The sequence below is a fragment of the Lysinibacillus sp. JNUCC 51 genome (assembly GCF_015999525.1).
GTDB classification, from domain to species: domain Bacteria; phylum Bacillota; class Bacilli; order Bacillales_A; family Planococcaceae; genus Lysinibacillus; species Lysinibacillus xylanilyticus.
Genome location: NZ_CP065545.1, coordinates 2,668,966 through 2,693,835, shown reverse-complemented (window position 1 = coordinate 2,693,835; position 24,870 = coordinate 2,668,966). Strand labels below are relative to the sequence as shown.

General features: G+C 34.1%; 24 protein-coding genes and 1 pseudogene. 6 read left to right on the top strand and 19 right to left on the bottom strand.

The features are described 5' to 3' along the window. Positions 1-11 precede the first annotated feature (11 nt). Entirely contained in the window at positions 12-650 is a 639-nt protein-coding gene (locus JNUCC51_RS13005) for a DUF2975 domain-containing protein (protein WP_337988408.1), read from the bottom strand. 335 nt (positions 651-985) lie between these two features. On the opposite strand from JNUCC51_RS13005, the gene JNUCC51_RS13000 reads away from it, so the two are divergent. Beyond that, positions 986-1,825 (top strand): YitT family protein, encoded by an 840-nt coding sequence (locus tag JNUCC51_RS13000; RefSeq protein WP_337988407.1) that lies wholly within the window; start codon positions 986-988, stop codon positions 1,823-1,825. Between the two features lie 152 nt (positions 1,826-1,977). Here JNUCC51_RS13000 and JNUCC51_RS12995 read toward each other — a convergent pair whose 3' ends face one another. From JNUCC51_RS12995 to JNUCC51_RS12980, 4 genes are all read right to left on the bottom strand, one after another. Further along, a complete protein-coding gene (locus JNUCC51_RS12995; protein WP_337988406.1) occupies positions 1,978-2,886 on the bottom strand; it encodes a D-alanine--D-alanine ligase in 909 nt (302 codons plus the stop codon). Positions 2,887-3,342: 456 nt separating this feature from the next. Beyond that, positions 3,343-3,507, bottom strand: a complete 165-nt coding sequence (locus tag JNUCC51_RS12990; RefSeq protein WP_337988405.1) for a hypothetical protein — start codon at positions 3,505-3,507, stop codon at positions 3,343-3,345. Positions 3,508-3,568: 61 nt separating this feature from the next. Next, complete coding sequence (locus tag JNUCC51_RS12985) at positions 3,569-4,105, bottom strand: sigma factor-like helix-turn-helix DNA-binding protein (protein ID WP_337988404.1); 537 nt, start codon at positions 4,103-4,105, stop codon at positions 3,569-3,571. A 405-nt stretch (positions 4,106-4,510) separates the two neighbouring features. After that, positions 4,511-4,690, bottom strand: a complete 180-nt coding sequence (locus JNUCC51_RS12980) for a hypothetical protein (RefSeq protein ID WP_337988403.1) — start codon at positions 4,688-4,690, stop codon at positions 4,511-4,513. A 119-nt stretch (positions 4,691-4,809) separates the two neighbouring features. Here JNUCC51_RS12980 and JNUCC51_RS12975 point away from each other — a divergent pair, with 119 nt between their 5' ends. Next, a complete protein-coding gene (locus JNUCC51_RS12975; RefSeq protein ID WP_337988402.1) occupies positions 4,810-5,235 on the top strand; it encodes a hypothetical protein in 426 nt (141 codons plus the stop codon). 16 nt (positions 5,236-5,251) lie between these two features. Here the strand turns inward: JNUCC51_RS12975 and JNUCC51_RS12970 are convergent, their stop codons facing one another. Both JNUCC51_RS12970 and JNUCC51_RS12965 read right to left on the bottom strand, forming a co-directional pair. Continuing rightward, positions 5,252-5,722 (bottom strand): hypothetical protein, encoded by a 471-nt coding sequence (locus tag JNUCC51_RS12970; protein WP_337988401.1) that lies wholly within the window; start codon positions 5,720-5,722, stop codon positions 5,252-5,254. Positions 5,723-6,246: 524 nt separating this feature from the next. Further along, positions 6,247-6,741 (bottom strand): hypothetical protein, encoded by a 495-nt coding sequence (locus JNUCC51_RS12965; RefSeq protein ID WP_337988400.1) that lies wholly within the window; start codon positions 6,739-6,741, stop codon positions 6,247-6,249. Positions 6,742-7,278: 537 nt separating this feature from the next. On the opposite strand from JNUCC51_RS12965, the gene JNUCC51_RS12960 reads away from it, so the two are divergent. Together JNUCC51_RS12960 and JNUCC51_RS12955 are read left to right on the top strand one after the other, a co-directional pair. Then, positions 7,279-8,055, top strand: coding sequence for an ABC transporter ATP-binding protein (locus JNUCC51_RS12960; RefSeq protein WP_337988399.1), 777 nt, complete (start codon positions 7,279-7,281; stop codon positions 8,053-8,055). Positions 8,056-8,057: 2 nt separating this feature from the next. Then, positions 8,058-9,692: a hypothetical protein gene (locus JNUCC51_RS12955; protein WP_337988398.1), complete on the top strand. Its 1,635-nt coding sequence runs from the start codon at positions 8,058-8,060 to the stop codon at positions 9,690-9,692. Between the two features lie 114 nt (positions 9,693-9,806). Here the strand turns inward: JNUCC51_RS12955 and JNUCC51_RS12950 are convergent, their stop codons facing one another. From JNUCC51_RS12950 to JNUCC51_RS12935, 4 genes are all read right to left on the bottom strand, one after another. Continuing rightward, entirely contained in the window at positions 9,807-10,421 is a 615-nt protein-coding gene (locus tag JNUCC51_RS12950) for an ABC-2 transporter permease (RefSeq protein WP_337988397.1), read from the bottom strand. A 110-nt stretch (positions 10,422-10,531) separates the two neighbouring features. After that, positions 10,532-10,909 carry a GntR family transcriptional regulator gene (locus JNUCC51_RS12945; RefSeq protein ID WP_337988396.1) on the bottom strand — a complete coding sequence of 126 codons (378 nt, stop codon included), beginning with the start codon at positions 10,907-10,909 and terminating at the stop codon, positions 10,532-10,534. Positions 10,910-11,269: 360 nt separating this feature from the next. Beyond that, a complete protein-coding gene (locus JNUCC51_RS12940; protein ID WP_337988395.1) occupies positions 11,270-11,884 on the bottom strand; it encodes an ABC-2 transporter permease in 615 nt (204 codons plus the stop codon). A 4-nt stretch (positions 11,885-11,888) separates the two neighbouring features. Next, positions 11,889-12,746: an ABC transporter ATP-binding protein gene (locus JNUCC51_RS12935; RefSeq protein ID WP_337988394.1), complete on the bottom strand. Its 858-nt coding sequence runs from the start codon at positions 12,744-12,746 to the stop codon at positions 11,889-11,891. A gap of 263 nt (positions 12,747-13,009) precedes the next feature. On the opposite strand from JNUCC51_RS12935, the pseudogene JNUCC51_RS12930 reads away from it, so the two are divergent. Further along, positions 13,010-14,569 (top strand): annotated as a pseudogene (locus JNUCC51_RS12930) (IS1182 family transposase); the annotation flags it as partial. A 143-nt stretch (positions 14,570-14,712) separates the two neighbouring features. Here the strand turns inward: JNUCC51_RS12930 and JNUCC51_RS12925 are convergent. From JNUCC51_RS12925 to JNUCC51_RS12905, 5 genes are all read right to left on the bottom strand, one after another. Further along, a complete protein-coding gene (locus JNUCC51_RS12925) occupies positions 14,713-15,018 on the bottom strand; it encodes a monooxygenase (RefSeq protein ID WP_337988392.1) in 306 nt (101 codons plus the stop codon). A gap of 105 nt (positions 15,019-15,123) precedes the next feature. Beyond that, positions 15,124-16,074: an alpha/beta fold hydrolase gene (locus JNUCC51_RS12920; RefSeq protein ID WP_337988391.1), complete on the bottom strand. Its 951-nt coding sequence runs from the start codon at positions 16,072-16,074 to the stop codon at positions 15,124-15,126. Between the two features lie 31 nt (positions 16,075-16,105). Continuing rightward, positions 16,106-16,606 (bottom strand): GNAT family N-acetyltransferase, encoded by a 501-nt coding sequence (locus tag JNUCC51_RS12915; RefSeq protein ID WP_337988390.1) that lies wholly within the window; start codon positions 16,604-16,606, stop codon positions 16,106-16,108. Between the two features lie 190 nt (positions 16,607-16,796). Next, complete coding sequence (locus JNUCC51_RS12910; protein WP_337988389.1) at positions 16,797-16,997, bottom strand: helix-turn-helix domain-containing protein; 201 nt, start codon at positions 16,995-16,997, stop codon at positions 16,797-16,799. Positions 16,998-17,059: 62 nt separating this feature from the next. Then, positions 17,060-17,308, bottom strand: coding sequence for a hypothetical protein (locus JNUCC51_RS12905; RefSeq protein ID WP_337988388.1), 249 nt, complete (start codon positions 17,306-17,308; stop codon positions 17,060-17,062). A gap of 575 nt (positions 17,309-17,883) precedes the next feature. Between JNUCC51_RS12905 and JNUCC51_RS12900 the strand changes: the two genes are divergently transcribed. Continuing rightward, positions 17,884-19,548 (top strand): methyl-accepting chemotaxis protein, encoded by a 1,665-nt coding sequence (locus JNUCC51_RS12900; RefSeq protein ID WP_337988387.1) that lies wholly within the window; start codon positions 17,884-17,886, stop codon positions 19,546-19,548. 682 nt (positions 19,549-20,230) lie between these two features. Here the strand turns inward: JNUCC51_RS12900 and JNUCC51_RS12895 are convergent. From JNUCC51_RS12895 to JNUCC51_RS12885, 3 genes are all read right to left on the bottom strand, one after another. Beyond that, positions 20,231-22,003: an oleate hydratase gene (locus JNUCC51_RS12895; RefSeq protein ID WP_337988386.1), complete on the bottom strand. Its 1,773-nt coding sequence runs from the start codon at positions 22,001-22,003 to the stop codon at positions 20,231-20,233. Between the two features lie 504 nt (positions 22,004-22,507). Continuing rightward, positions 22,508-24,160: a DUF4179 domain-containing protein gene (locus JNUCC51_RS12890; RefSeq protein ID WP_337988385.1), complete on the bottom strand. Its 1,653-nt coding sequence runs from the start codon at positions 24,158-24,160 to the stop codon at positions 22,508-22,510. Next, on the bottom strand, positions 24,147-24,680 hold the full coding sequence (locus JNUCC51_RS12885; protein ID WP_337988384.1) for an RNA polymerase sigma factor: 534 nt from the start codon (positions 24,678-24,680) through the stop codon (positions 24,147-24,149). The genes JNUCC51_RS12890 and JNUCC51_RS12885 overlap by 14 nt, the downstream gene beginning before the upstream one ends. Positions 24,681-24,870: the final 190 nt, after the last annotated feature.

Sequence of the window (24,870 nt, the reverse complement as noted above, 5' to 3'; positions counted from 1 at the left end):
TTCTTCACTTCCTATACTGTTTCATCATACTCTTCTTGTAAAAAAGAGCCATATCTAAATATCCTACCAATTGTCCAAACTATAAAACTACATAGCAGTATGCTCCAATTTATATCAAAAAATCTAAAAGAAACAGATTGGATCCATTCAATATTGTCTAATTCATTATTGTTAAAAAAAATATGTACTATCGTTGAAACTAAGTATGCTTGAACCGTATTACTTAAAAAACTTAATATTAATAAACTATATCCCACTAACTCAATTCTTTTACTATTCCTAAGAGTAAATACATCCCCAACAATTACTGATTTAACAAACTTCTTTAGTAAAATAAAAATTGACAAAAAAATCAACGTAAAGATCATTAAGAGTAAAATTAATATAATTGCTTCACTTTTATCGTAAACAAAATTACTCATTATATCTTTATTAAAAAAAATAGTCATTCCATTAAATTTAAAAGAAATGTCAATGTTAGAATCTAAAACTAGTTTACTAATCTTCTCACCAGAGACTGTTAAAGCTACAACAAATAAACCAAAAAGCAATAAGATACAAAATGATACAATAACTATAGTAGCTATTAATAATACATTAAATATTCTCAAACTCATTTTAATATTACGAATTGCTAACGATTGATCCATAACTGCTTCTAGCACCCCTTATTATTTGTTATTTAAAGATATTCCTTCCCCAATTATTTCACACCCGTTTTTTAAAGATTGCTTTTTAAATATTTTAACTTCAAACTTTAAGTTTCGGATATAGTATTATTATAAGCTGATTTCAGTGTGATTCCACATTGATGTTTAATAGCAGCTTTATGAACATTTTTTTCAGTTCGACTTTTTCTCTAATAAAGGACATACTAACAATTATAGATTTATCATAAACAAACATTCCAAAAAGTATATAAAATACCTAGAACTTGATATAGTATGTATTTAGGAAAAAATCAATTTGCTTTGGTGGTGTATATATGAAGAAGTTTATTATGGATTTTTTAATGATTGCGGTCGGGGCGCTACTTTTTGCACTGGCTGTAAACTTATTTGTTATACCTAATGATTTAGGTGAAGGTGGCGTAACAGGTTTAACAATCATCGCCTATTATTCGTTTGGATGGTCGCCAAGTATTGTGAGCTTTTTGCTAAACGCAGCTTTATTAGTAGTTGGCTATAAATTTTTAAGTAGACAAACGACTATTTATACGATTATTGCCGTATCCCTCCATTCACTGTTTTTACATTTAACAGAATCGTGGTCGATTTCTTCAAATGAAATTATTGTGAATGCTATTTTTGGCGGGGTGTTTGCTGGAGTTGGAATAGGCTTAATTATAAGAGTTGGTGGAACAACAGCAGGTTCAACAATCTTAGCTAGAATGACGAACAAATATTTAGGCTGGAGTATTAGTTACGGTTTATTGTTTTTTGATTTAATTGTCGCTTTTTCATCTTACTTTATTATCGGAGCAGAAGCATTAATGCTTACTGTCATTATGCTTTATGTTGGAACAAAGGTGATGGAGTTTGTTATTGAAGGTGTAAACCCGAAAAAGGCAGTTACGATTATTTCGAAAAAGCCAGAAGAGATTGCCAGTCATGTAAATGGTTATATGAATCGAGGCGTGACGGTCCTATCTGGCCATGGCTATTATACGAAGGAGCAAAAAGAAATTCTGTATATTGTTATTAGTAAACAGGAAGTCGTAAAGCTTAAGAAAATCGTCAAAGAAATAGACACAGATGCCTTTATTGCTATTCATGATGTACGAGATGTCTTTGGACATGGATTTATTGAATTGTCTAAGGCTTAATTAAGAAATTGAGAAAACACCTTTTGTTGAAAACGGGTTTAATCCCTTATCAACATAAAGGTGTTTTTTCCATTGAACTATTTTTAGACTCATACTTATCCACTTCGGATTACCACAATAATGTGTGGTTGATCTAAATTTTAGTGAACCCTTTATTCCCTACCATGTAAGGAAATTTCAATTATTCTATCTAAAAGTTGAGTATAAGTAATTCCTGCCGAGGATGCGCTTTTTGGGAGTAGGCTATTTTTTGTCATCCCTGGCAATGTGTTAACCTCCATGACATATGGGATTCCATCTTTGATCATCATATCGATTCTGGCATAAACACTACATTTTAATGCGCTATAGCAGGCTTTTGCGGCTTCAGCAACACGTTCATGTATGGCAGGTGAAAGTTCTACAACCTCCTCTATCGTAGCGGCATCCTCATATTTTGCTTTATAGTCAAAGAACTGTGCTGTATGGCGAATAGAAATGATTGGTAATAGCTCCCCGTCCAAAATGGAGCATGTTATTTCCTCGCCCTTTATATATTTCTCAATAATGATTTCAGAATCCCATTTAAATACTTCTGCAACTGATGTTAGTAAGGCATCTTTATCATAAACTATTTTTACCCCTACACTGGAGCCACCCGAATTAGGTTTAACTACTAACGGATACCCCATTTTGTCTAATTCATCAAACTGAAGCTCCTCACTATTCGAAAGATAATGCCAATCTGGTGTCTCAATGCCTTCATAACGTAGAATTTTTTTCGAAATATTTTTATCCATACAAATACTGCTTGAAAGAATGCCACTACCTGTATATGGAACGCCCATAGTCTCTAGTACACCTTGAATCGTGCCATCCTCTCCAAACTTGCCATGTAGTGCTAATAAAGCAATATCAATATCTCTCACCTTTTCCATAAGCTCTGAAGTGTTTTCTTCATTGAGTTTAATAGCAACCACTTCGTATTTACTCTTATCTAAATGAGCGATCATCTCTTCCCCTGTCATGATAGAGACTTGCTTTTCAGAGGAGACACCCCCCATAATAACGCCAACTTTCATATGTTCAACTCCCCATTTCATTTTTCAAGGTATCACCAATAACCTTAATACCACGCACAATATCGCAATTTCATTAAAAGTTGGTAACTGGTCATGCGGATCCTCTTGGTGAATTCGCTCTTGAATCATCTTTTTTAACAGATGAAACTCATTTTCTGACAGGCTAATGGCGTTCAAAGCCTCTAGATTTTGCTGATTATTAGTTTCTATTAGTTCATTATTAGTTTTTATTAGATCTTTATTAACTTCTAATCTTTCTAAGCTCTTTTAAAGATCTTTTACTAGCAATAAGCTCGGAAACGTTGTTGTCTTTTGTCAGCTCCAACATATACTATTCACCTTCTAATAGTTTCTAATATATTAGTTTATATTAGTTAACTAATAATACTATTACTTTTCTCCAGGTACACGGTACACATGCTACCCATTTCACGGAAAAAAAGAAGTAGAGCGTTTTTATATAATTTTTTCACTTTCAATAAGTTCGAAAAACGAAGGTGCTTTTCTAAATTGTTTTGTTTTAACAGCCCTAATGATTATTAACGAAATTTCCTGTTCTAAATCCATCCTATTTTGAAAACTGGTCTGATGTAAAACTGATTTAATTTTAGGCTTCAACATATCTAGAACCTCCTGTTGGAATGCCACACTTCTTAATTCATTTATTGGCATCAACATCACCTCAATTTTTTTGATACTCCTGCCTAATTTTTTGAAAAGCCTGGTTTTTAGTTTTATTGATAGCTTGTTTTGAAATACCTAGTTTTTTTGAAATTTCTTCTTCCGTTAGATTATCTACAAAAATAGAATGCAATATATATTTCTTTTTTTGTCCTAATTTCGAAACAATATTATAAAGTTGCTTGTCCTCGAAAATTACTTCCAAATGAGCGAAGTCAGAATATATCCATTCAGAATCATCATCAATACTTTCATCGGGAATTAAATCAATGAATTTGTTCTCACCATCGTTAATGTCGTTATCTAACGTTAACTGATTAACTTGGTTATTATGACGGATTTGTTTGTCATATCTTTGAGATTCAAAATACAAAACTTGGGAAAAGTAACTAAGTAATTGAATTTTTCTAACGTGGATTTTGAATAGTTTTTCAATAGTGTCTCTCGTATGAGTGGCAGGATTTTCTAAGTAACTTTTATAAAGCTTGCTTACTTTTTCATCTTCTAAAAAAGATTTTAATAGACGATTTTGTACCAAAAAATCAACTCCTTTATAAAAAACAGAAACATACGTTCTATTTTAAAGCAAAAAAAGAAAATTCACATCCATAATTGTGTTCATTTTACATATTTAACATCAAAAAAGTAGAAAAAAACTATCAATAATCCATGAAAAATAAACTAAAAACTACACCAAACCAAGCAGTACAAACATTTATTACAAACAAAAAGGAGATCGGCAACTCAAAGAAGAGCGCCTACAGCAATTAGAAGAAGTACTGGCAACCCAAGGGGTTTATCCTGGCACGAAAGTACGAGTACTGGAAAAATTGATTTATGTCCTTACATACAACGGTATTATTAAAGTAAGCCGAGAGCATTTGAGTCACAAATTAGAGGTTGATTAAATACAACTCAACAACGTTTAATTAATAACAACCAATTACTTATTTTCATAATTTTCTTTTTGCAACAATAACTGAACTGCGTTCGTGTTATTATTTACAGCTTCAGCAAGCAAGCCTAGTGATTTATCAAACTTCCAAAAGATTAATAAAAAAGCGACAATCGGAAAGCCTGTATTGCTTATTAAACCCATTAAAAATTGATATTCTTCTCCCATCATATCCTCTCCTTTCTCCTTTTTACTATATAAAGGGGGAAAAAGCAGACCTTTATCAACCTAATTTTGACTAAAAACCCTAAAAAGGTTAAAATTTTAATAATAAGGGGTTGTTTTAAATGAAGAAAAAAATAAGCTTTATTATGGCTTTCTTTTTAATAGTAATAATCTCACTATATTTTTTTAATGAATACAAAACAAAAAATCTTGTACAATATTTTTTCGATACAGATTCTGATTCTTTAGCAAAGGAAACCCATGATATTCATTTCATAGATACAGAGGTCAACGTTAAAACTATCAAAAAAGATAGTACTGTATTTCCAACTTTCATAAATTCACTAAAAAAACTAGAAATAAAACGAACTAACTCTGAATTTAGTTACACAGGATTCCGATTCACTATGATTATTTATTACAACAACGCTTTCTATGATATTAATATCAATGAAAACGGAATATTAACTTATAATCTCAAAACTTATGAAATACAAAATAAACAGGCATTCGAAAAATTCCTTGAAATAGTAAAAAGCACCCACTAAAGGGTGCTTTTCTTTTTTACATAGGAATTGAACCGCCACTGTCTGTAATAATTTTTCTAGGAATAATATTACCTTGAATAATAGTGAAGTCAGTGTTCCCCGTCGCAAGGTTTTTGAATGCCAAATAGTTAACACTAAATTCAATAGAAACATAAGTTTTGTTCTCAAGGAAAATTAGTGATAGCTTATTTATTTGTTCCAATCCTTCTTGTGCTACTCGTAAGACTTCATTTTTTTCCCACTCATTCGCACCTGTTAATGCAGATACAAGATAACCTGGAATAGCTGAATAAGCTGTTTTATTAAAAACTTTTTCTAAAGCAGTAATAACAAGTCCACTTAAGCTAGTTGTTAATGTTGCTTTTGAAACTTCACCTTTCCAATACTTGATGAATGCCTCTTGAGCTCGAACCATGTCACCAACATTTGCACGAGAAATAGAAGTAGTTTTATTGTATTCATAACGTGAATATTTAGCTGTTGCCATAATTAAATTCCTCCAATATTGTTTTTTTATTGCTAGAGTTGGTTAACCATCTAACACTCTATAAAGGGGAATTTTAATTCGATTTATCAACCTTTTTGAAAAAAATATAAAAAAAAGTTTTATACATGCTCATACAGGTTGACTTGACATAACATTAGAAAAAGGAAGTAATAACAAGGGACAAACCCTTGTCATTACTTCCTTTCCTATCATAATAATCAGCCCTAACAATTAGTTAACTAATATTACCATTACTTTTTAGGTAGACCGTCTCTATATAATTTTGTCACTTTCAATGAGTTCGAAGAACGAAGGTACTTTTCTAAATTGTTTTGTTTGAACAGTCATAATGATCATTAACGAAATAACTAAAAGTAAAAAAGAGAAGAGGCTGGGACATAACTAATTTGTCCTTTATTAAAGACGTATAATTTTTAAAATTAACAAAGAAAATAAACAGAAAACCCGAACTATTACAAAACACAAAATGAGTGTTTCGTAATATAGTTCGGGTTTTTCATTGGCTAAAATCCTTTTGTCCCAGTCTCTTTTTCTCTACTTAAATCCTTCAATATATTTAACCTTTCAAACAGCAAAACATAATCTTGATGTTCTGCAATATTAGCTTCTACTGTAATCATAGCTTTTAAATACCGTTCAATCTCTTTTGAATAAGCATTAGTAAAATCTATAAAATTAAGTACATGTACATATTCTACTTGATTATCAAGGGCACTAAAATTTGTAATCTTTAGGTCATTTCTTATTCGTTCTAGAGTATAAATATTTGCATTCCCAAAAGGGTCAAATGTTTGTTTTTTACCTGTTTTATGTAGCTCAATTAATAGCTCCGTAAATGTGATGATGATTGTACTATGCATAGTAGTTGAGAAGAGTGAAAACTCGCTATCATTATCATGTACTAATACTTCTAAAAAGCTATCGAGATAAAAATCATAACTATATCTTTTATCTCGGAGGACTGACACATCATTTTCTATTTCAAATTTTAATTTCATAACATAATATACTCCTTTTAAGACAAATTATTTCTTGGTCACAGATGTTCCCTTAACAGGATATGATGTCTTAATAATATTATCTTTTGTTACAACTGTTGTCATTTCAGAAATTCCATATTTCTTTGGATTATAAGTATACACCCTTGTACCATTAGAATGAGTGCTTTGGAGAGTTCCTTTTTCTAATGACTCCATCACAAAGATTTTTTATTTGCGAATCACCAAGTGCTTTAGGGAATAAGGTAGTACCCTTAGTTGCAGCTTTACCTGTTACATGCCTTTTATAAATATGTTCCCAACCTGTACTACTATTGCCATCCATTAAAGGGTATATTTATACATTTTTAAATGTTATGTTTTATTTATGGATATTTTATCTAAATCAATTACACTAGACATAAGCTAAAGTGAGACTTTAAAGGAGGGGGTTTTCTTCATCCTCCACCGTTTATTAGTCTTCACGGATGGGGATATTACAGGCGGTACAGATAAGTTACTGCCATTAATTTAGGATCAACAGAAAGGAGTTGCAACATGGAAGAAATCTTGACGATTACGAATTTGACGAAGAGTTATGGTAGTAAGGAGATATTAAAAGGAATCGACTTGCACGTCTCGAGAGGAGAAATAATTGGTTATATCGGTCCGAACGGTGCAGGTAAAAGTACCACTGTCAAAATCATTTTAGGGATCGAAGGCGATTACGGTGGAGAAATTAAGCTTTTCGGAGAGAATATCGGAAAAGACAGCATTGAATATAGACGGAGAATTGGTTATGTACCAGAAATAGCAGATGTTTATGATAATTTAACAGGTTATGAGTATTTAACCTTCATCGGCCAGCTTTATGGCCTTGAATTAGAAGTCGCTGCTGATAAATCAAAATCCTTAATGGAGTTATTTGGTGTTGGAGAAGCGTATCATTCAAGGATATCTTCTTATTCAAAAGGAATGCGGCAAAAGCTATTGATTATCGCTAGCCTTATACATAATCCTGATTTGTTATTTTTAGATGAACCAATCAATGGATTAGATGCGAATAGTGTGATGATCTTCAAAGAAATTTTGACTCAACTGGCTGCCCAAGGAAAAACAATATTTTATTCCTCTCATATCATGGATGTTGTCGAAAAAATCAGTAGTCGCATCATCCTGCTGAATGATGGGAAAATTGCTGCTGATGGGACATTTGCCCAACTACAAGCAGACAATACCGAAGGAACTCTGGAAAAGATTTTCAACCAATTGACAGGCTTCCATGATCATCAGGAAATTGGTGAGAAATTCGTTTCCATTGTGCAAGAGGTATGATCATGAAAGATTTCAAAACGCTTCAGCTACTTGATAAGATTCAATTTATTTTTGTGAAAATGGGCATCGATTACGAGATTATGAGAAAGATCCTCCATATTAAACTAACAATGGATGAGCGTAAAGTACCGACAATATTTAACCAAGCATCAAATAAAAACAAGGAAGAGCAAAAAAATAGCTACATCAAATCTTTATGGATCTATGTTCTAATAGGACTTATGTTGATTCCTTTTATGGGGTTTGGTCAAAACTATCTTTTCCAGATGAGTATTGCTTATGCAATGATTATTTTTATCATCATGACAACATTGATTTCTGATTTTTCTTCGGTACTTTTGGATGTACGGGACAGAAGTATCCTATCGACCAAGCCTATCTCTGCTAGAACGATCAATGCGGCCAAATTTATGCATATTTTCATCTACTTGACGTATTTAACTATCGCATTTACTGCCATCCCCCTTATGGTGGGCTTATATAATCAAGGGATTGTATTCTTTCTTTTAACTGTGGTCTTACTAGTTTTAATTAATATTTTTATTGTTGTTTTAACCGCTATTTTATATATTACTATTTTAAGATTTTTTGACGGAGAAAAACTGAAAGACATCATCAATTATGTACAAATCGGCTTATCATTAATGTTGATGATTGGCTATCAAGTTCTTATTAGGTCCTTCGAATTCGTTAATTTTGATATGGTGGTAGTATTTCATTGGTGGAGTATTTTTCTAATTCCTATGTGGTTTTCCGCTCCTTATGAGTTACTGCTACACGGTGACAACTCTTTATTGACAGTGGTCTTCAGTATATTTGCTGTCGTCATGCCAATCATCTCGATATGGCTATATCTAAAGCTAATACCAACCTTTGAACGTAATCTGCAAAAGCTATTAAACACAAGCAAATCGAAAAAAGAGAAAAACAATCGACTTAAAACGCTTTTGTTAACAATCATTTGTAGAACTAATGAAGAAAGAGCATTCTACCGCTTCGCCTCCCTTATGATGAAACAGGAGCGAGAGTTTAAACTGAAGGTATATCCATCTTTAGGATTTTCTTTTGTCATTCCATTTATTTTTATGTTTTCTTTTTCAAGGTACGAAGCAGTTGATTATACCGTTAGCATGGGCTATTTAAATATTTATTTCAGCATGCTAATTATTCCGTCAGCTGTGCTTATGCTCGGACATTCAGGAAAATATAAAGCAGCTTGGATCTATAAAGTCTTTCCAATTAAAGATTATACAAACTTAAAAAAGGGTAGCTTAAAAGCATTTTTGATTAAGTTGTATATCCCATTGTATATTTTTCTAAGCATCATTTTCTGCTTCATTTATGGTACGAGAATTATCCCAGATTTATTGATTGTTTTAGTAACAAGCTTTATGTACACCGTCATTTGTTATGTCGGCTTCGGAAACAAAATTCCTTTCACAAAGCCCTATAATGAAGTTGGCGATGGCCAGAGTTGGAAAACTCTTATATTGCTTATCCCATTAGGGGCTTTAGCGGGACTGCATTACTTCCTAACAGCTCAAATTTCTTATGGGGCAATCATTTACTTAATCGTGCTTGTCATCACGAATTTCGTTCTTTGGAAGCTTGCTTTTAAGCGTACGAAAACGGCCTGAGCCTGAGCTCAAGCCGTTTTATTATTATCCCTCGGCATAATTATTGCTGTCGCTTCGCTTTCGCACAGATAAACAATGCGTACGGAATCTGCTTTGTGCTTAGGCCTGCAGAAGTTAAAAAGCTTTTCTCTCATATATATAAATAGATAGTAGCCACGACCCAATATATAAAATAATAACCGTAATGCTAGCTACAAAATACATTTGCATTTCTTGTAAAGTCAAGAATTTTCGTGCTAAATCTCTTAATATATCATTTATAGGAACTAGTAAATTAATTGCTAACATATAGATACCAAATAAAACACCTAAAGCACTCAATAAATATTGCGTTTTAAATTTATAGGAGATTGGAAATATGAATGATATAGCGACCATAACTAGGCCAATAATAAGCGACATTTCTTTCCATATAAAAAGATCCCCTTTTCCATTTATGAAGAAATCCCCGACATAAATCATGAAAACAAATATTGTTGTAAATATCAGTGAACCTATATATTTTGAACTGACAATTTCCTTTCTCGTATACGGTAGAGAATTAAGCAGAATATTAGCATTGTCTTTTTCATCGTAAGCGAAAGCATTTAGTATAAATACTACACTATAAAGAAATCCTAAAAATATTAGGGAGGGTACACCTGCCAATAAGTAGATTATTATAGTAGCAATGTAAAGTAAAATTATTTTCTTTTGTATTAAAACATCCTTAAGTATAAGGTTAATCATCCAATTACCATCCTTTTTTCGTATATTACATACTATCCTCGAGGGTAGGCTTTTTCACAATAACCGTATCTCCAAATATATTCACCATATGACTTTAACAGCTGTCTAAATCACTCATCCTCTGAATACAATAGTATGAGCATTTCTTTGAGCTCTGTTAAGCCAATGTTCATTTCTTTAGCATTTTGAATGGCAATCAATAGATTTTCTTCGATTACCTTTACTTTTCTTTCTCTCATCATTTCCTTATTTTGTTCTGAGATGAACGAGCCTTTCCCCACAATAGAATAAATAAATCCGTTTTTCTCTAGCTCTTCATAAGCGCGTTTTGTTGTAATAACGCTAATTTCTAAATCCTTTGCAAGCTGGCGCATAGACGGCAATGACTGCCCCTCTTGTAATTCACCTAATAAAATTAGCTTTTTGATTTGAGTATAAATTTGCTCATAAATCGGTTCTTTTGAGCTGTTTGAAATAATAATTTGCATGCAAATACCTCTTCTTTATTTTTATGTGATCAGCACAGAAGACGATGATTATTCCGTTAGCATGAGCCATTTTTATTTCAGCATGCTAATTATTCGTCAGTTGTACTTATGCTTGGACATTCAGGGAAATATAAAGCAATTTAGATTTATAATGTCTTTCCACATAAAGATTACATTGTCGATTGTTTAGAGTATAGTTTTCTGCCTCACGGGAATTATCTCAGGTTTATTAAATATGTTAACAACAGACTCGGCATCGGAAGCCAAGGTCGGCGATACTCAGATTTTATTATATGGGACCTTGTGTTTAAGCGTACTAAACAGCTTGAGCCTACATCAACGGGCTCAAGCTGTTTTATTTCAAAAAACTTTTCTCGTATATATACGAATAGATAGTAGCCACGATCCAACATATAAAATAATGATTGTAAGGATAGCTACGAAATACATTTGTGTTTCTTGTAAAGTCAGGAACTTTTGTGTCAGTTCTCTTAATGTATCATTAAGACTAGGGAACAAATATTTAATGGTTACCATATATATACCAAATAAAGTACCTGAAGCAATCATTAAAGATTGTGTTTTAAATTTATAACAGATTGGAAGTATGAATGACATAGCGACCATAACAAGACCGATAATTATCAATATATCTTTCAATAAAAACAATGTCTCTTTTCCGTTTAAAAAGAAATTACCTAAATAAGTAATGATTATAATTAGTGATGTATATATCAATGAACCTATATATCTCGAACTAACAATTTGCTTTCTCGTATATGGAAGCGAATTAAGTAAAATATTAGCGTTATCTTTTTCATCATAAGAAAAGGACATGGTAATAAACGCTAAACTATATAAGAATCCTATTTTCACTAGGGACACATTTATTAATAAATAAAGAATAATAGTAGCAATGTAAAATAAAATCACTTTCTTTTGTATTAAAATATCTTTAAATATAAGGTTAACCATACAATCACCATCCTTTTTTCGTATAATACATAATATCTTCAAGCGTCGGTTTTTCCATAATGACAGAATCCCCAAATATGTTCGCCACACGATTTTTATCCGCAGTTAATGCCTCAAAGCCTGTGTTCGATTTTCGGATTGCGACAAACTCCCGTTCCGTTTCCTGATCCAATAAATTCAATGTCCCTTTGACAATGGCATATTCCTCTTCAATCTTATAAAATTCCTTCGTGAATATATGTTCACCGTTATGAACAAAGGTAATATAATCCGCAATTCGGTCTAAATCTGTTGTTATATGTGTCGAGAAGAAAATCGTTTTATCTTCATCTTGCATCAATTCATGTAGAATATTTAGTAACTCTCTACGGAATATCGGATCGAGCCCCGCAGTTGGCTCATCCATAATAATTAATTCTGCATGATGAGCTAGAGCTATGGCTAACGAAGCTTTCATCTTCATACCCTTTGAAAAGGTCTTCATATTTTTGTTCAATGGTAGTTCAAACTGAGTAACATAACGTTGAAAAGCGTCATCATCCCAATTTTTATAGGCTGGTTTAATAATCCTTTTCATATCCTTTAACGTTACATATTCATAAAAGACATTTTCATCATAAACAAAACCAATACGTTCCTTTATTTCTTTTTCATGCTTCTTATAATCCATCCCAAACACTGAAACAGTACCACTATCTTGCTGTAGCAAGTTCATAATTAATTTGATTGTTGTAGACTTCCCTGCACCATTTCCCCCGATAAATCCCGTTACAAAGCCCTTTTTTACGTTAATAGAGAAATCCTTTATCTGAAATCCCTTAAAAGATTTATGAACATGCTGTAATTCAATGACATTTTCCATTATCCATTCTCCTTATGTAATAATGTATATACACTTTATATACAATATATACACAATATATATATTTTGCAAGTATTAAATTATTATTGAAAACAAAAAAAAACGAAAGAGGCTGGGACAAAACCCACCTCTTAACTAAAAAGCCGGTGAAATTTTACGATTAGTAAAATTTCACCGGCTTTAAATTTTTTTCATAAAAAATAAGGACCACTTCTGATAAAATTAAGTCACCATAACAAAATTATACAGAAAGAAGGATCCTTATGTTTAAAGATTATAACATGAATCAATTAGTTTTGCCTTTAGATTTTGAAGTGAAGTTACAAAAGAATGATATCGCCTTCCATGTCCACCATTTAGTCGAAAGTATCCCGCCCGAAGCGTTTGAACCATTCCTTCGAAATGAGGGCTGTCCTGCCTACCATCCACGCATGATGCTTAAAATTATCTTATGTGCCTACACGCAATCTGTCTTCTCAGGGCGCAAAATTGAAGCGCTTTTAAAAGATAGTCTTCGGATGATGTGGTTAGCTCAAGGGCATGAACCAACCTACCGCACAATCAACCGATTCCGTGTCCAACCAGAGGTAAAAGAGTTGATTCGTCAATGCTTCGTTCAATTCCGCTGCCAGCTGGTACAGGGAGAATTAATTGACCAGGAAGCTATTTTTATTGATGGAACAAAGATTGAAGCGAATGCGAACAAATTTACATTCGTGTGGAAAAAGTCGGTTGAGAAATTTCATAACGGACTAATTGAAAAGTCAAACCAGCTATACGATGAGCTGCTTGAAAAAGAAATCATGCCAGAAATTGAACGGGAAAGTGAAAAGGAATTAGCATTGGAAGACCTCGCTCAAATGGTCGAAAAAGTTGATGAAGTGATTTCTGAATATGATCGAAAAATTGAAGAGTCATCGGATGTAGCAGAGCGAAAGGCTTTAAGAACGGAACGGAAATTCCCAAAGCAGGCTCGCAAACAATTGATCGACTATATTGAACGCAAACTAAAATATCAAAGAGACTTCGAAATCTTTGACGAACGAAATAGTTATTCGAAAACAGACCCGGATGCAACATTTATGCGTATGAAAGATGACTATATGAAAAATGGTCAATTGAAGGCAGGTTATAACATACAAGTGGCAACAGAAGGTCAGTATGCGCTTGCCTACAGCATTTTTCCGAATCCAACGGATACACGTACATTAATCCCATTTTTAGATGAAATCGAACAACATTATTTTAAGTTACCAAAACACATCGTCGCAGATGCTGGATATGGCAGTGAACAAAATTATGATGATATCCTTTCGAACCGTAAGCGAGAAGCCTTAATCACGTATAACATGTATGTAAAAGAACAGAAGAAAAAGCATAAGCAAAACGAATTCAATACAGAGAACTGGGATTATGATAAAGAACATGATCGATACACTTGCCCAAACCAACAACAGCTTGTATTTAAATATCGTTCCACGAAAACGGATAAGTATGATTTCACGCGTGAATTTAAGATATACGAATGTGAGGACTGTTCCGGATGCCCCCTACGTTCGTTATGTACGAAAGCAAAAGGGGGAAATAATCGTAAGTTAATCGTGAATGAGAAGTGGGAGCAACAAAAAGAATATGTAAGAGTAAAGCTTTCAGAAGAAAAAACGAGTACCATTTATCGTCAACGCAAAATTGACGTGGAACCAGTTTTTGGATTCTTGAAGGCTAATTTGCGTTTCACTCGATTTTCTGTGAGAGGAAAATCGAAGGTTGAAAACGAGATGGGCCTCGCATTAATGGCCGTGAATTTAAGAAAATTCACAGCCATTAGCTAATAGCTATATGGAGACAACATAAAAAATAGAGAAATCCGAATTTGAATGAATTCAAATTCGGATTTCTCACTAATGAAGCTAGTTATGTCCCAGCCTCTTTCTGTTTAAATTATTTAGTTGACAGCTTTATCTAACTATTTAATGGGAGCATTATTAATTGTTGATAATACTTCATTCACCTCAAAGATTTTCCCACGGATATCGGTAATACCAAAACTTGTTAATCGTTCTGAATGCATGACTAAATATTTTTCAGCATCTGTTTTGGTTTCAAATAAATAGATCCCGCCAGATTCTTTAGTCGCAGCACTCTCAGTCCATATCTTCCAAATCATGCCTGGCTCTTCGTTAATACTTTTTGCTAAATCAACGAATGCCTTAGACATTTCTTCACCGAATGGGCCGTCCATTGTAAAATCAACTTGTAATAAATATTTCATGATAAAACCCCCTTTTGGATTTTTTCTTTAGTAATTTTTATGGTCCTTCACCATAATGTGTGGTTGATTTTCGTTCCCTCTGCTCTTCCCTGGGGTCCGATGAGCCTAACGATTTAAACATTCTATATATTTTTCTGATTCGTCCGCTATTCGCTTAAATTCAATATCATGAATATAGTGTGAGCTATCTAATTTTATTAATGTGCCATCTTTATGTTTACCGATGAACTCCTTTTGAATTTCATTCCACTCATCTCCATTCCAACCTGTCCCTTGACCGTTTGAAGAGAACAAAAGTATAGGCACTTTTGGGATTCCAGCCGCTCCTACCTTTTCAGCATTTTCCTTAATATGCTTAATTTCATTCACCATATTTTTAGTTGCCGTTCTACGATAAAAAATCACTTTATACAATTCTTTTTCCTCATCTGTCAAAGTTCCATATTTGATCGCATCACTTTCAGAAAGGCTAGGAATCCATCTAGTAAAACCAATATTAGCGGCAAAGGCACTTAAATGAACTAGAGGCATATTTATATCATAATCTTTATATGCAGCAGGAATAGCCATATCCAATCCTATAATTGCTTTTACTTCATTCGGGTATACTTGAGCCCAATACAATGCTTCAATACCTGACATAGAATGAGGAAATAAAATATATGGTCCTTCAACACCTGATTTTAATAGAGCCTCTCTTGTTTCTTGTAAAATAGTATCAATATTAGGCTCAGAATCTGTAATGTCACTAAAGCCATAACCTGCCTTTTCAACAACAACGATTTTATATTTATCTCTTAACAATGAATATAATGATTTAAAATCTAAAACAGGTGAGCTTGTGCCTCCTCCAGACATAAATACAAGCGTTTCTTCTCCATTTCCTTCTACGTACACATGCATCTGATGACCATTCACTTCTACCATTTTCCCTGTCGGCGTAAATAATTTATCTTCCTTAGATAATTTTATTTGATGAATAATATAACTAACTGTAATGAGCACCAAAAATATTGCAACAGTAATTGAAAAAAGTATCATGATTCGTTTAAACACTATCTTTCAACCACCCCTCTCAGGATTTTTACTAGAGTTCCAAAATATAATCGATAAACTGCAGCTTTTTGCCATTCATCTTGAACTCATCACTTGTAGACACTTGTTTAAAACCATTCTTTTCAAGAACCCTTTGAGATGCAATATTATTTGTTGTTGTTTTTGCTTTAATCTTTTTTACAATGATTTCTGTTTCTAATAATAGCTTTAGGGCTCTAGCCCCTATTCCTTTGCCTCCATATTCTTGACCCACTCTATAACCGACTTCCGCTATATCATTCGTTGTATCTATATCAACTAAATTAATTCTTCCAATAATCTTGTCTGAGTTATCTTTTATTAAGTAGAATTTTGATTTATTTTCTTGTTGTTCTGTCAAAAGCTCTTTATGTCTTATTTTAAACGTTTCAAAATTATAATAATCTTCTCCACGACTAGGTACCATTTGTTCAAAAAATAGTCTATTATTCTTTTCAAACTCAAATAATTCTTCTGCATCACGTTCTTGTAAGCTATTAATTGATATTTCCAAGCTAACTCATCCCCTCGTCCTTTAACTCCAAATCCAAATTTGTAAGAAAAAAGAAAAACAAACTCTTTACGACATCATACCTAAAAGTTTGTTTTTAATCCATTGGAATCTTGACATAAGAATATATAAACTCCCTTTCTGGCGTATATACAAAATCGATACGTAAAACTTCTACAAGTAAAGAGGAAAATCAACCCTCTAAATCTTTCAATCGTCTCCGAATAGTAGCTTCTGAAACTCGAAGTATTCGTGCAATTTCTCGATTACTTTTGCCAGCATCTTTTAAATGCAGCAACTTCGACTTGTTTATGGTCACTTTAGGCCGCCCGTTTGAATTTCCTCTTCGCCATTCCTTATTTTCCTTTTTACTTTTCCAAAATTTAATCTGCATTTTTCTCACCTTCTCATGCGTATAACTCTAAAGAATCTTTGTAAAAAAGAATGCAGATCTATCTACTCTCTTGATTGTCTAGGAAAAATATAAAAATAAAAAATGAAACCAATGATAATTGCGGGTGGTAAAGCAATTCCTATATTTTGTACAAATGCACTTGCAAGTAGTTTTAAAATCTCAATAATATCTTTAGAAAAAATGTTTTGATACTGTTCTGCACCTGTCAAACCTTTGATCACTAAGGTTACAGCAAAAATAATGATATAACTAATTAAGCTATAATTAATACTTAACTTTATTTTCTCCATTTCATTTCCCTCCCAAAATTCATGGTTATCACCACATATTGGAAATAATATTTACAGGAATATTCGAAAATAGAGGAAAATAAAACACTATATAAAAATGCGACAAAACTCATTAAATAAGTTTTTGTCGCACTTTTATTGGAAATTCATCTGAAATTACCATAACACTTATATATTCTTCTTCGAATACTCGGTATGCAAATAACTATAGATCTACATATCTTTCATTCTCCAGTAACACTATGGCATTCGAATTGTCTTAAGCAGCCTTCTTCCTTAAAGTTGAATTTCGATAACAACTTCTTTGAAGCTATATTTTCTTCCGTGACAATTGCCTGTATTCTCTATGCGCTTTAACACGACTTACTGTTCATTCTCTAAAATAGGCATTTCCTATCTGTTCAAACCTCAAGAAATTAATCATAAAATAAAAGGACTTTTTACCCCAGTCCACCACATTATAAGCATTAAGTCTTAATATATTATTGACATTCCTACTTCATTCCATAATACTATACTTAAAATTCGAGTTTTGCAGGCTTAAAGTTCCAACAAAATTCAAAGGAGGGAACTATTTGAAAAACAAAAGTATTAAGCGACGATTATTGTTTTTTACATTAAGTTTACTGTTATTATCATCTGTAATTAATTCCGTATTAGGTGTGTGGATTGTTGGCAAAAATAGTAAGGAAGTTTTAATTGAAAAAGCCAATGAACAGGTCTATGAAATCGCCAAGCAAGCTGAAACTATATTAAATTCTGAGAGTGATCCCATCTCATCTTTACAAGATTTTGTGGAATCAAAAGCACAACAAGACAATGTGACTTATGCTATTGTCATTGATACCAATGTAAAAGCAGTGGCGCATAGTGATAAAGAGAAATTAGGAAAAACATATGAGGATGCATACACAATCGATGGTGCTAAGAACGGAAAAAAGCAATTTACGAGATGGTATGCTGAAGTTCAAGGTATTTGGACATATGACATCATGGAGCCTATCTATAAAGATGGCAAGCTTTATGGCGTAATTGATATTGGGGTGCCTGAAAGCGGTATTCAATCTATCACAAACTCTGTATTAGGCTATCAGATTATTACAGGTATTGTGAGTTTTATCATTATAGGTGTTTTAATGTGGTGGATAATTGGTCGCATCGTAACTAACATTAAGAATCTTGAAAATATCATTCATCAAACTACTAGCTTAGACTTTACCGAAAATCAAGAATTAGAGAAGCTATTAAACCATCAAGATGAAATTGGTCTTATGGCAAAAGGCATATCTGGCATGCAATCGGCATTAAAGAATGTTACCGTCAATATACATAAAACTAGCTCCGAGCTATCAGATTCCTCAAAGATTCTTATTCAAATAGCAGAGGATACGGTACGTACTACTGATGAAATTAGCTCAGCCATTAATGAAGTAGCAAAGGCTACAGAAGAGCAAGCTTATGATACAGAAAAAAGTGCTGAACAATTAAATCAACTATCTGGAAACATTGATCGTGTTATTGAGCATACAGAGAAGATCGCTTCTATGACAGAAGATATAGATCATTTAAGTAATCAAGGTGTAGAAACTGTCAAACAACTTTCTATTTGGTCAGAGAAAAATCGCGAATCTTCACAGCAGGTAAGTAACATCGTTCAAGAAGTAGATAAAACTTCATCTGATATATCAAGTATTGTCAATACAATTACAGACATCGCAACTCAAACTAATTTATTGGCTCTAAATGCTTCCATTGAGTCAGCTCGCGTAGGTGAAGCCGGTAAAGGTTTCGCGGTTGTTGCGGATGAAATTCGAAAATTATCGGAACAGACATCTAATGCTACTGAGGATATTAAGAATAAAATCTCTGCAATTCAGGATATTTCTAAAAGTGCTGTGCAGGAAATCAGCACAAGCCTTAGCATTGTCGAACAAAATGCAAAAGCTACAAAGGATACTAGTGAAATCTTTAATACAATAAAGGTAGCTCTAGATCAAACGAGTGAAGTGGCACAAGAGGTGAAACATTTATCTCATGAGATGGATGAACGCAAGGAGCAAATTATTAGTGCCGTACAAAGTATATCTGCTTCTGCAGTAGAAACCTCTGCTGGAACAGAACAAGTTTCCGCTTCTGCAAATGAACAGCTTAAAAGCATCGAGACTGTCTCTGAAAAAGCTAAGGATCTAAATGCTATTGCTGATGCTTTAAGAGACGAAATGAAAAAATTCACTATTTAATCGAGTAGGAGGGAGTGATTAACTCCCGACCTCTCACACCACCGTACGTACGGATCCGTATACGGCGGTTCCATGTAGTCTGACGAACAGCGATTTTGTATCTCCCTATTCGTTGTGCTTTTCGGTCTCTCCTTGCCACTTGTATTCTCAGCCCTCTTAATGTCTCCCATGGGATTCACCATTTCTTCCACTAAATAAGTCCATCTTTGGATTGTCTGCTTCATCGAATAAGTGAAATTTGAGTTTATTCCACACTCCTTCATGGTTCGGTCCTTCCCATGTTAACGGTACTATGACCTCTGCTGACTTCTGATGGTTCAGCTACTTGTCATCAAGCAGGTTATGAAGGGTACTTCACGTTTCCATCAGACCTCCCCGGGTAAGCGTATGCACTTTCACACCATCTATCCGCCTCATTTACTCGATATGACCTTCGACAGAAAGGATTTTGTGTTGTTATGCACACTCATCCAATCATACCTAGCCTACTATGAGGTTCGTGTTCCTCGGACCGGTGTTTTGCCTCCAGCTTCCTTCAGATTCCGCGTCGCCACGGACACCCTTGCTCTTGGCTAACCTCTACTTCTGTCTTCGGGGTTCGGGACTTGCACCCTATAGTTCATACGCATGCCGGGCGCACATATAAAAAAAAGCTGATTCAATTTGAATCAGCTTTTTATCTTTAAATCAATTTACTTTCTTTTAATAAATCATAGATGATTGTGTCTTTCGTTTTATGAATACCAAATTTACCTATTTGTTTTAATATAAATGGAGCATCTACATCTGTTAATTTCTTACCATCAAGTAAACGAGCAGTTGAAGATAATAAAGTACGAATGTCAAAAGTAGATGCAAATACTTCTGGAACGCCTCGATCAATATCTAATAATTGATAAACTGCTTCCATCGCCGTTCTTACTGAATATTCAGTTGTGAATACTGTGTCTCTTTCTGTTTCACTAAAGTTCCCAATGAAGGCTAAGTTAGCAGATCCATTAGGGACAACTAAAGGACGATCTCCCATTGCTCTAGGCATGAAGTAAGATGTTATATAAGGCATGTAACATGGAATTGTATTACAAGAATTTTGTGCTATATCCGGTATCTCGTCTACAGGTACACCCATATGGTATAACCACTCTTGTGCTATCTCAATCCCAGAACATTCAGTGATACTCTTTTTAATAAAATCACCTGGTTTATTAGAAAGTAAACCATAAATCCAAACTACTAATTGGTCTTTTGGTTGATTTTTAAAATGAGGTTGTCGGTTCAACGTATAGCTTAGCATCCAATTAGAATCTGTAGCAGTTACAATACCACCTGTAACTACCTTGCCTGCATATGGATCTCTTTTACTAATCTTTTCAATATACGGAGCAACTCGATCATCTAATGTAGTAAGTGTCGCTGAAACGAACCAACTTTCCTCCGGAATATTATCGCAGAATTTTTCTGGTTTACCAAACTCAGAATCTTGGGAAGCGATGTTTTTCCAAAGTGACCAGCTTCCTCCTAAATCAGTACTTACAGGAGCTGGCGTATTATTGTCACCATAAGTTGTACTCTCTGTAATACTACCATTTGTAACAAACACTAATTCATTTTCTGTTAGCTCAATATTCTTTTTCACACCATTTTGTTTTAACACTAAAGTATGTGCTACTTTTTTATCGCCAACTTTATCAACTAAAACATTCTCTACAACAGTATTAAACTGGAAATCAACATTATGACTTTCTAAATATTTAATCATAGGAAGTACTAAAGATTCGTACTGATTATATTTTGTAAATTTCAATGCAGATAAATCAGGAAGACCCCCAACATGATGAATGAAGCGCATAATATAGCGGCGCATTTCCATTGCTGAATGCCATTTTTCAAAAGCAAACATCGTAGACCAATATAGCCAGAAGTTCGATTCAAAGAACTCTTCAGAAAAAACATCTGTAATTTTCACATCATCTAGTTTCTCTTCAGGAGTAAAGAATAATTTAATCATTTCTTCAGATGCTTTATCAGATAATGTAAACTTGCCATCATCCTCAAGTCTTTGACCTCTATTTTCAATCAATCTACATTTTGAATAGTTAGGATCCTCTTTATTTAACCAATAAAATTCATCTAAAACAGATGCATTTTCTACTTCTAAAGATGGAATTGAGCGGAATAGATCCCATAGGCATTCGAAATGATCTTCCATTTCACGACCACCACGAATAATAAAGCCTCTTGTCGGATTTAAAATACCATCAAGGCTACCTCCTGAGATATCTAGTTCTTCGAGAATATGAATATTTTCACCTTTCATTTGGCCATCACGAATTAAAAAGCATGCGGCTGAAAGTGAAGCAAGTCCCGAACCAACAAGATAAGCTGATTTCTCATCAACACCTACTGGTTTTTTAGGACGTGCAAAAGCTTCATAATTACCATTACTGTAATACATATTACCGCCTCCATAAACTATTATCGTGATATAGCATACCATTATTTTGTATACTAATGGTAAAATGAGAGAGAAATTAACAAATAATTCAATTTTGAAGTTAAACTCTAAATAAACTATACCCTATTATTTGACATAACAATTCATTGCATCTTTATAAATTGTTCATCAATATCCTTCTATTAAAGGGATTATGCAATACTTGAAAATTAGATTGCCCTTGGGCTGATAACCTTTAAAGTACTTGGATTATTATATAATTCCCTTCTATAAGATTAACCACAAAGCTGTTAAAGTATTCAACCTATTGAGGGCAGCATTGCATAATTATTATATCAAGAAAATAAAACTAGTGATTTAACTCTCAAACTTTACAAGCATAATTGTTTTTATGCCCCCTAGAAATACAATAACCATCTATCATTTTTTGATAGATGGTTATCAATGTGTTGGAATGCTAGAAAAAGTTAAGTTCTCCTGTGCTTATCGACTTACATATGCAGGTCATTTTCCAGACTTAAGCGGAATCCGAAGCTCCTCGTTTGGCTTGTCGATTAAATACTTTTCAATGTAAATATCTAGCTCTTTCTTATCGAAATTTTCATACACATCCATAGCTTTATTACTTCCATCTTCAAGTATACCCATCAGGTCCGGTTTCCCAAAGATAGGTCCATTATCGCCGTCCAGATAATAGGTTTGATTAACTCTAGCAAACTCTGGGTCTGAGCTCAAGGATTCCACATAGAGGTTATTGTCCTTCAAATAATAAGTCCATGTGATTGGATACCCCGCAATGCTAGACGTTAAGCTTTGAGGTTTTACTGATATGTCAGTCAAACGGATTGGATTGTCGTCTCCCCTAATTGCATCAACACGGTGCTTCGCGACGAAGGTTACAGGCTGATTATCCAGAGAAGCCACATTCAGCCCTTTTACTTCAAAGCGTAGCTCTGTTTCGTTAGGGTTTTTACCAAGATGTACATCCCTAGCATTTAACAAAGTTCCACCTACATCCAGTTGATACTCCTTAAAAGGAATAGTTTCGTACATATCTTGATCTTGAGTAAGAATTAAACGAACTTGGGTTGGTGTAACCTTCATTTCATGGATTTTCGTGTTAGGAACATTTCCCATAGGGATGTCTAGCACTTGCTTATATGACCCATTTTCCAACTGTTTTTTGGAAAGATTCATATTTGTGCTCCAAGTGCTTTCTTTTGTTTTTAGTATATGCTCATAAGAGATTTGGAATTTAGTTCCTTCTTCACGTAAGGTGTCAGACTTGAATAGTTGATCGACGTTTGCTCCTCCGTCACGGTATGAAGAAGAAGTACCTTTCATTTGTTTAACAGATTCACCCACATTATTGATTGCCTCGAATTCTACCCCTCTGTACGGGATTTCAGTATCCGTAAACGTAACGTCTGATTTTAGGAGAACTTTACCTTCAGATTGTTCAAAAGACTGTAAGGTCACGCTATCCACCCCATCTTTTTGAATTGGGAACACTTGTGTAGTAGAGTCATTAGGATTATAGCTGATGGACTGCTTCTTATTGCCGATGAATTGGATATTCTCCATTATAAACTCAACATCGGTCGTCTGCCCTTCGGCAACCCAGTCCGTCTCAAAATATCCCTGGTATTCACCATGCTCCTCATCCCACTCGTTCCAATAATTCCCTTCAATAAAGTTGCCCTTCGAATCTTTTAGTCCGATAAGTTTAAAATCTATATCCTTTACATCCTTAACATCTTGGGATGTTTCAGGTTTCAAACTATACAGTAATACGGTTCTGTTCTCGTCTATAAACGCCGTATGAACTGTTAACGTGACACCCTCCTTTGTAACGGATTGCTCAATCGATTGACCTAAGCCCTGCTCTAATGCGGATTGAATACCTTCCCTATGCGAAAGCATGCTGGACCAATCATAATTCAGAGCTGCATAAACGGGTGTAGCCATTAAAGCTACAGATAGCCCTGCAACCAATGCAAAGCGCTTTCGCTTTCGATAACGGAGCTCGACTGGTTCACCGCCAGCGACCTTTAGCTCGTCCTGCTGTATACTGCTCCACATCTGATCAAAGTCAGGGTAATCGACATTATTTGATTCCTTCATTTGGTTTTTAACCTTATTTTCAATGCGTTCCATATTGGTTCTCTCCTTTCAACCATAAGTTGTTATTGTGTTCAAGTTTTTTGCGCATGATTTTCAATGCCTTATGGTGTCTCGACTTCACTGTACCCACAGGAATCTGCAGGGTTTCAGCAATCTCTACCATGGATAGCTCACCGATATAACGGAGGGTAACAACAGCCATCAATTTGTCTGGCAGCTGCTTCAGCAGTTCCTCCCATTCTTCCTCAACTGCCTTTTCTACTACAATAGTGTCTACGGATTTAATTGATGATGTGGCCTGCTCATGAAGCCATTGAACTTGACTCTGCTTATCCCGCTGAGTCTGATTCCGTTTTAGCAAGTTTAAGCAATGGTTCATTGCGATGCGCATGATCCAGGCACGCGTATGCTCAACGCTTTGCCAATCCTGACGAAAAACGGTGATAAATACGTCATGGCAGAGATCTTCCGCATCTTGTGCGTTCCGTAGCATGTAATAACATGTGCGGTATACATCCTTGTTATAAGAATCGAATAATTCTCGCTCTGTCACTCCAAGGCACTCCTTTCTATGCGTTATACTTTATAAACAAATGACTATTGGAAAAGGTTCATCTTTTTTGGTAAATACATTCATTTTGACATAGAATTATTTTTGCAAACTTTGTTATTCACAACCACAATAGAAGAGAAAGCTTCTATTCATAAAGAAACCCCGCATTTTGAAATATATTGGTCAAAAT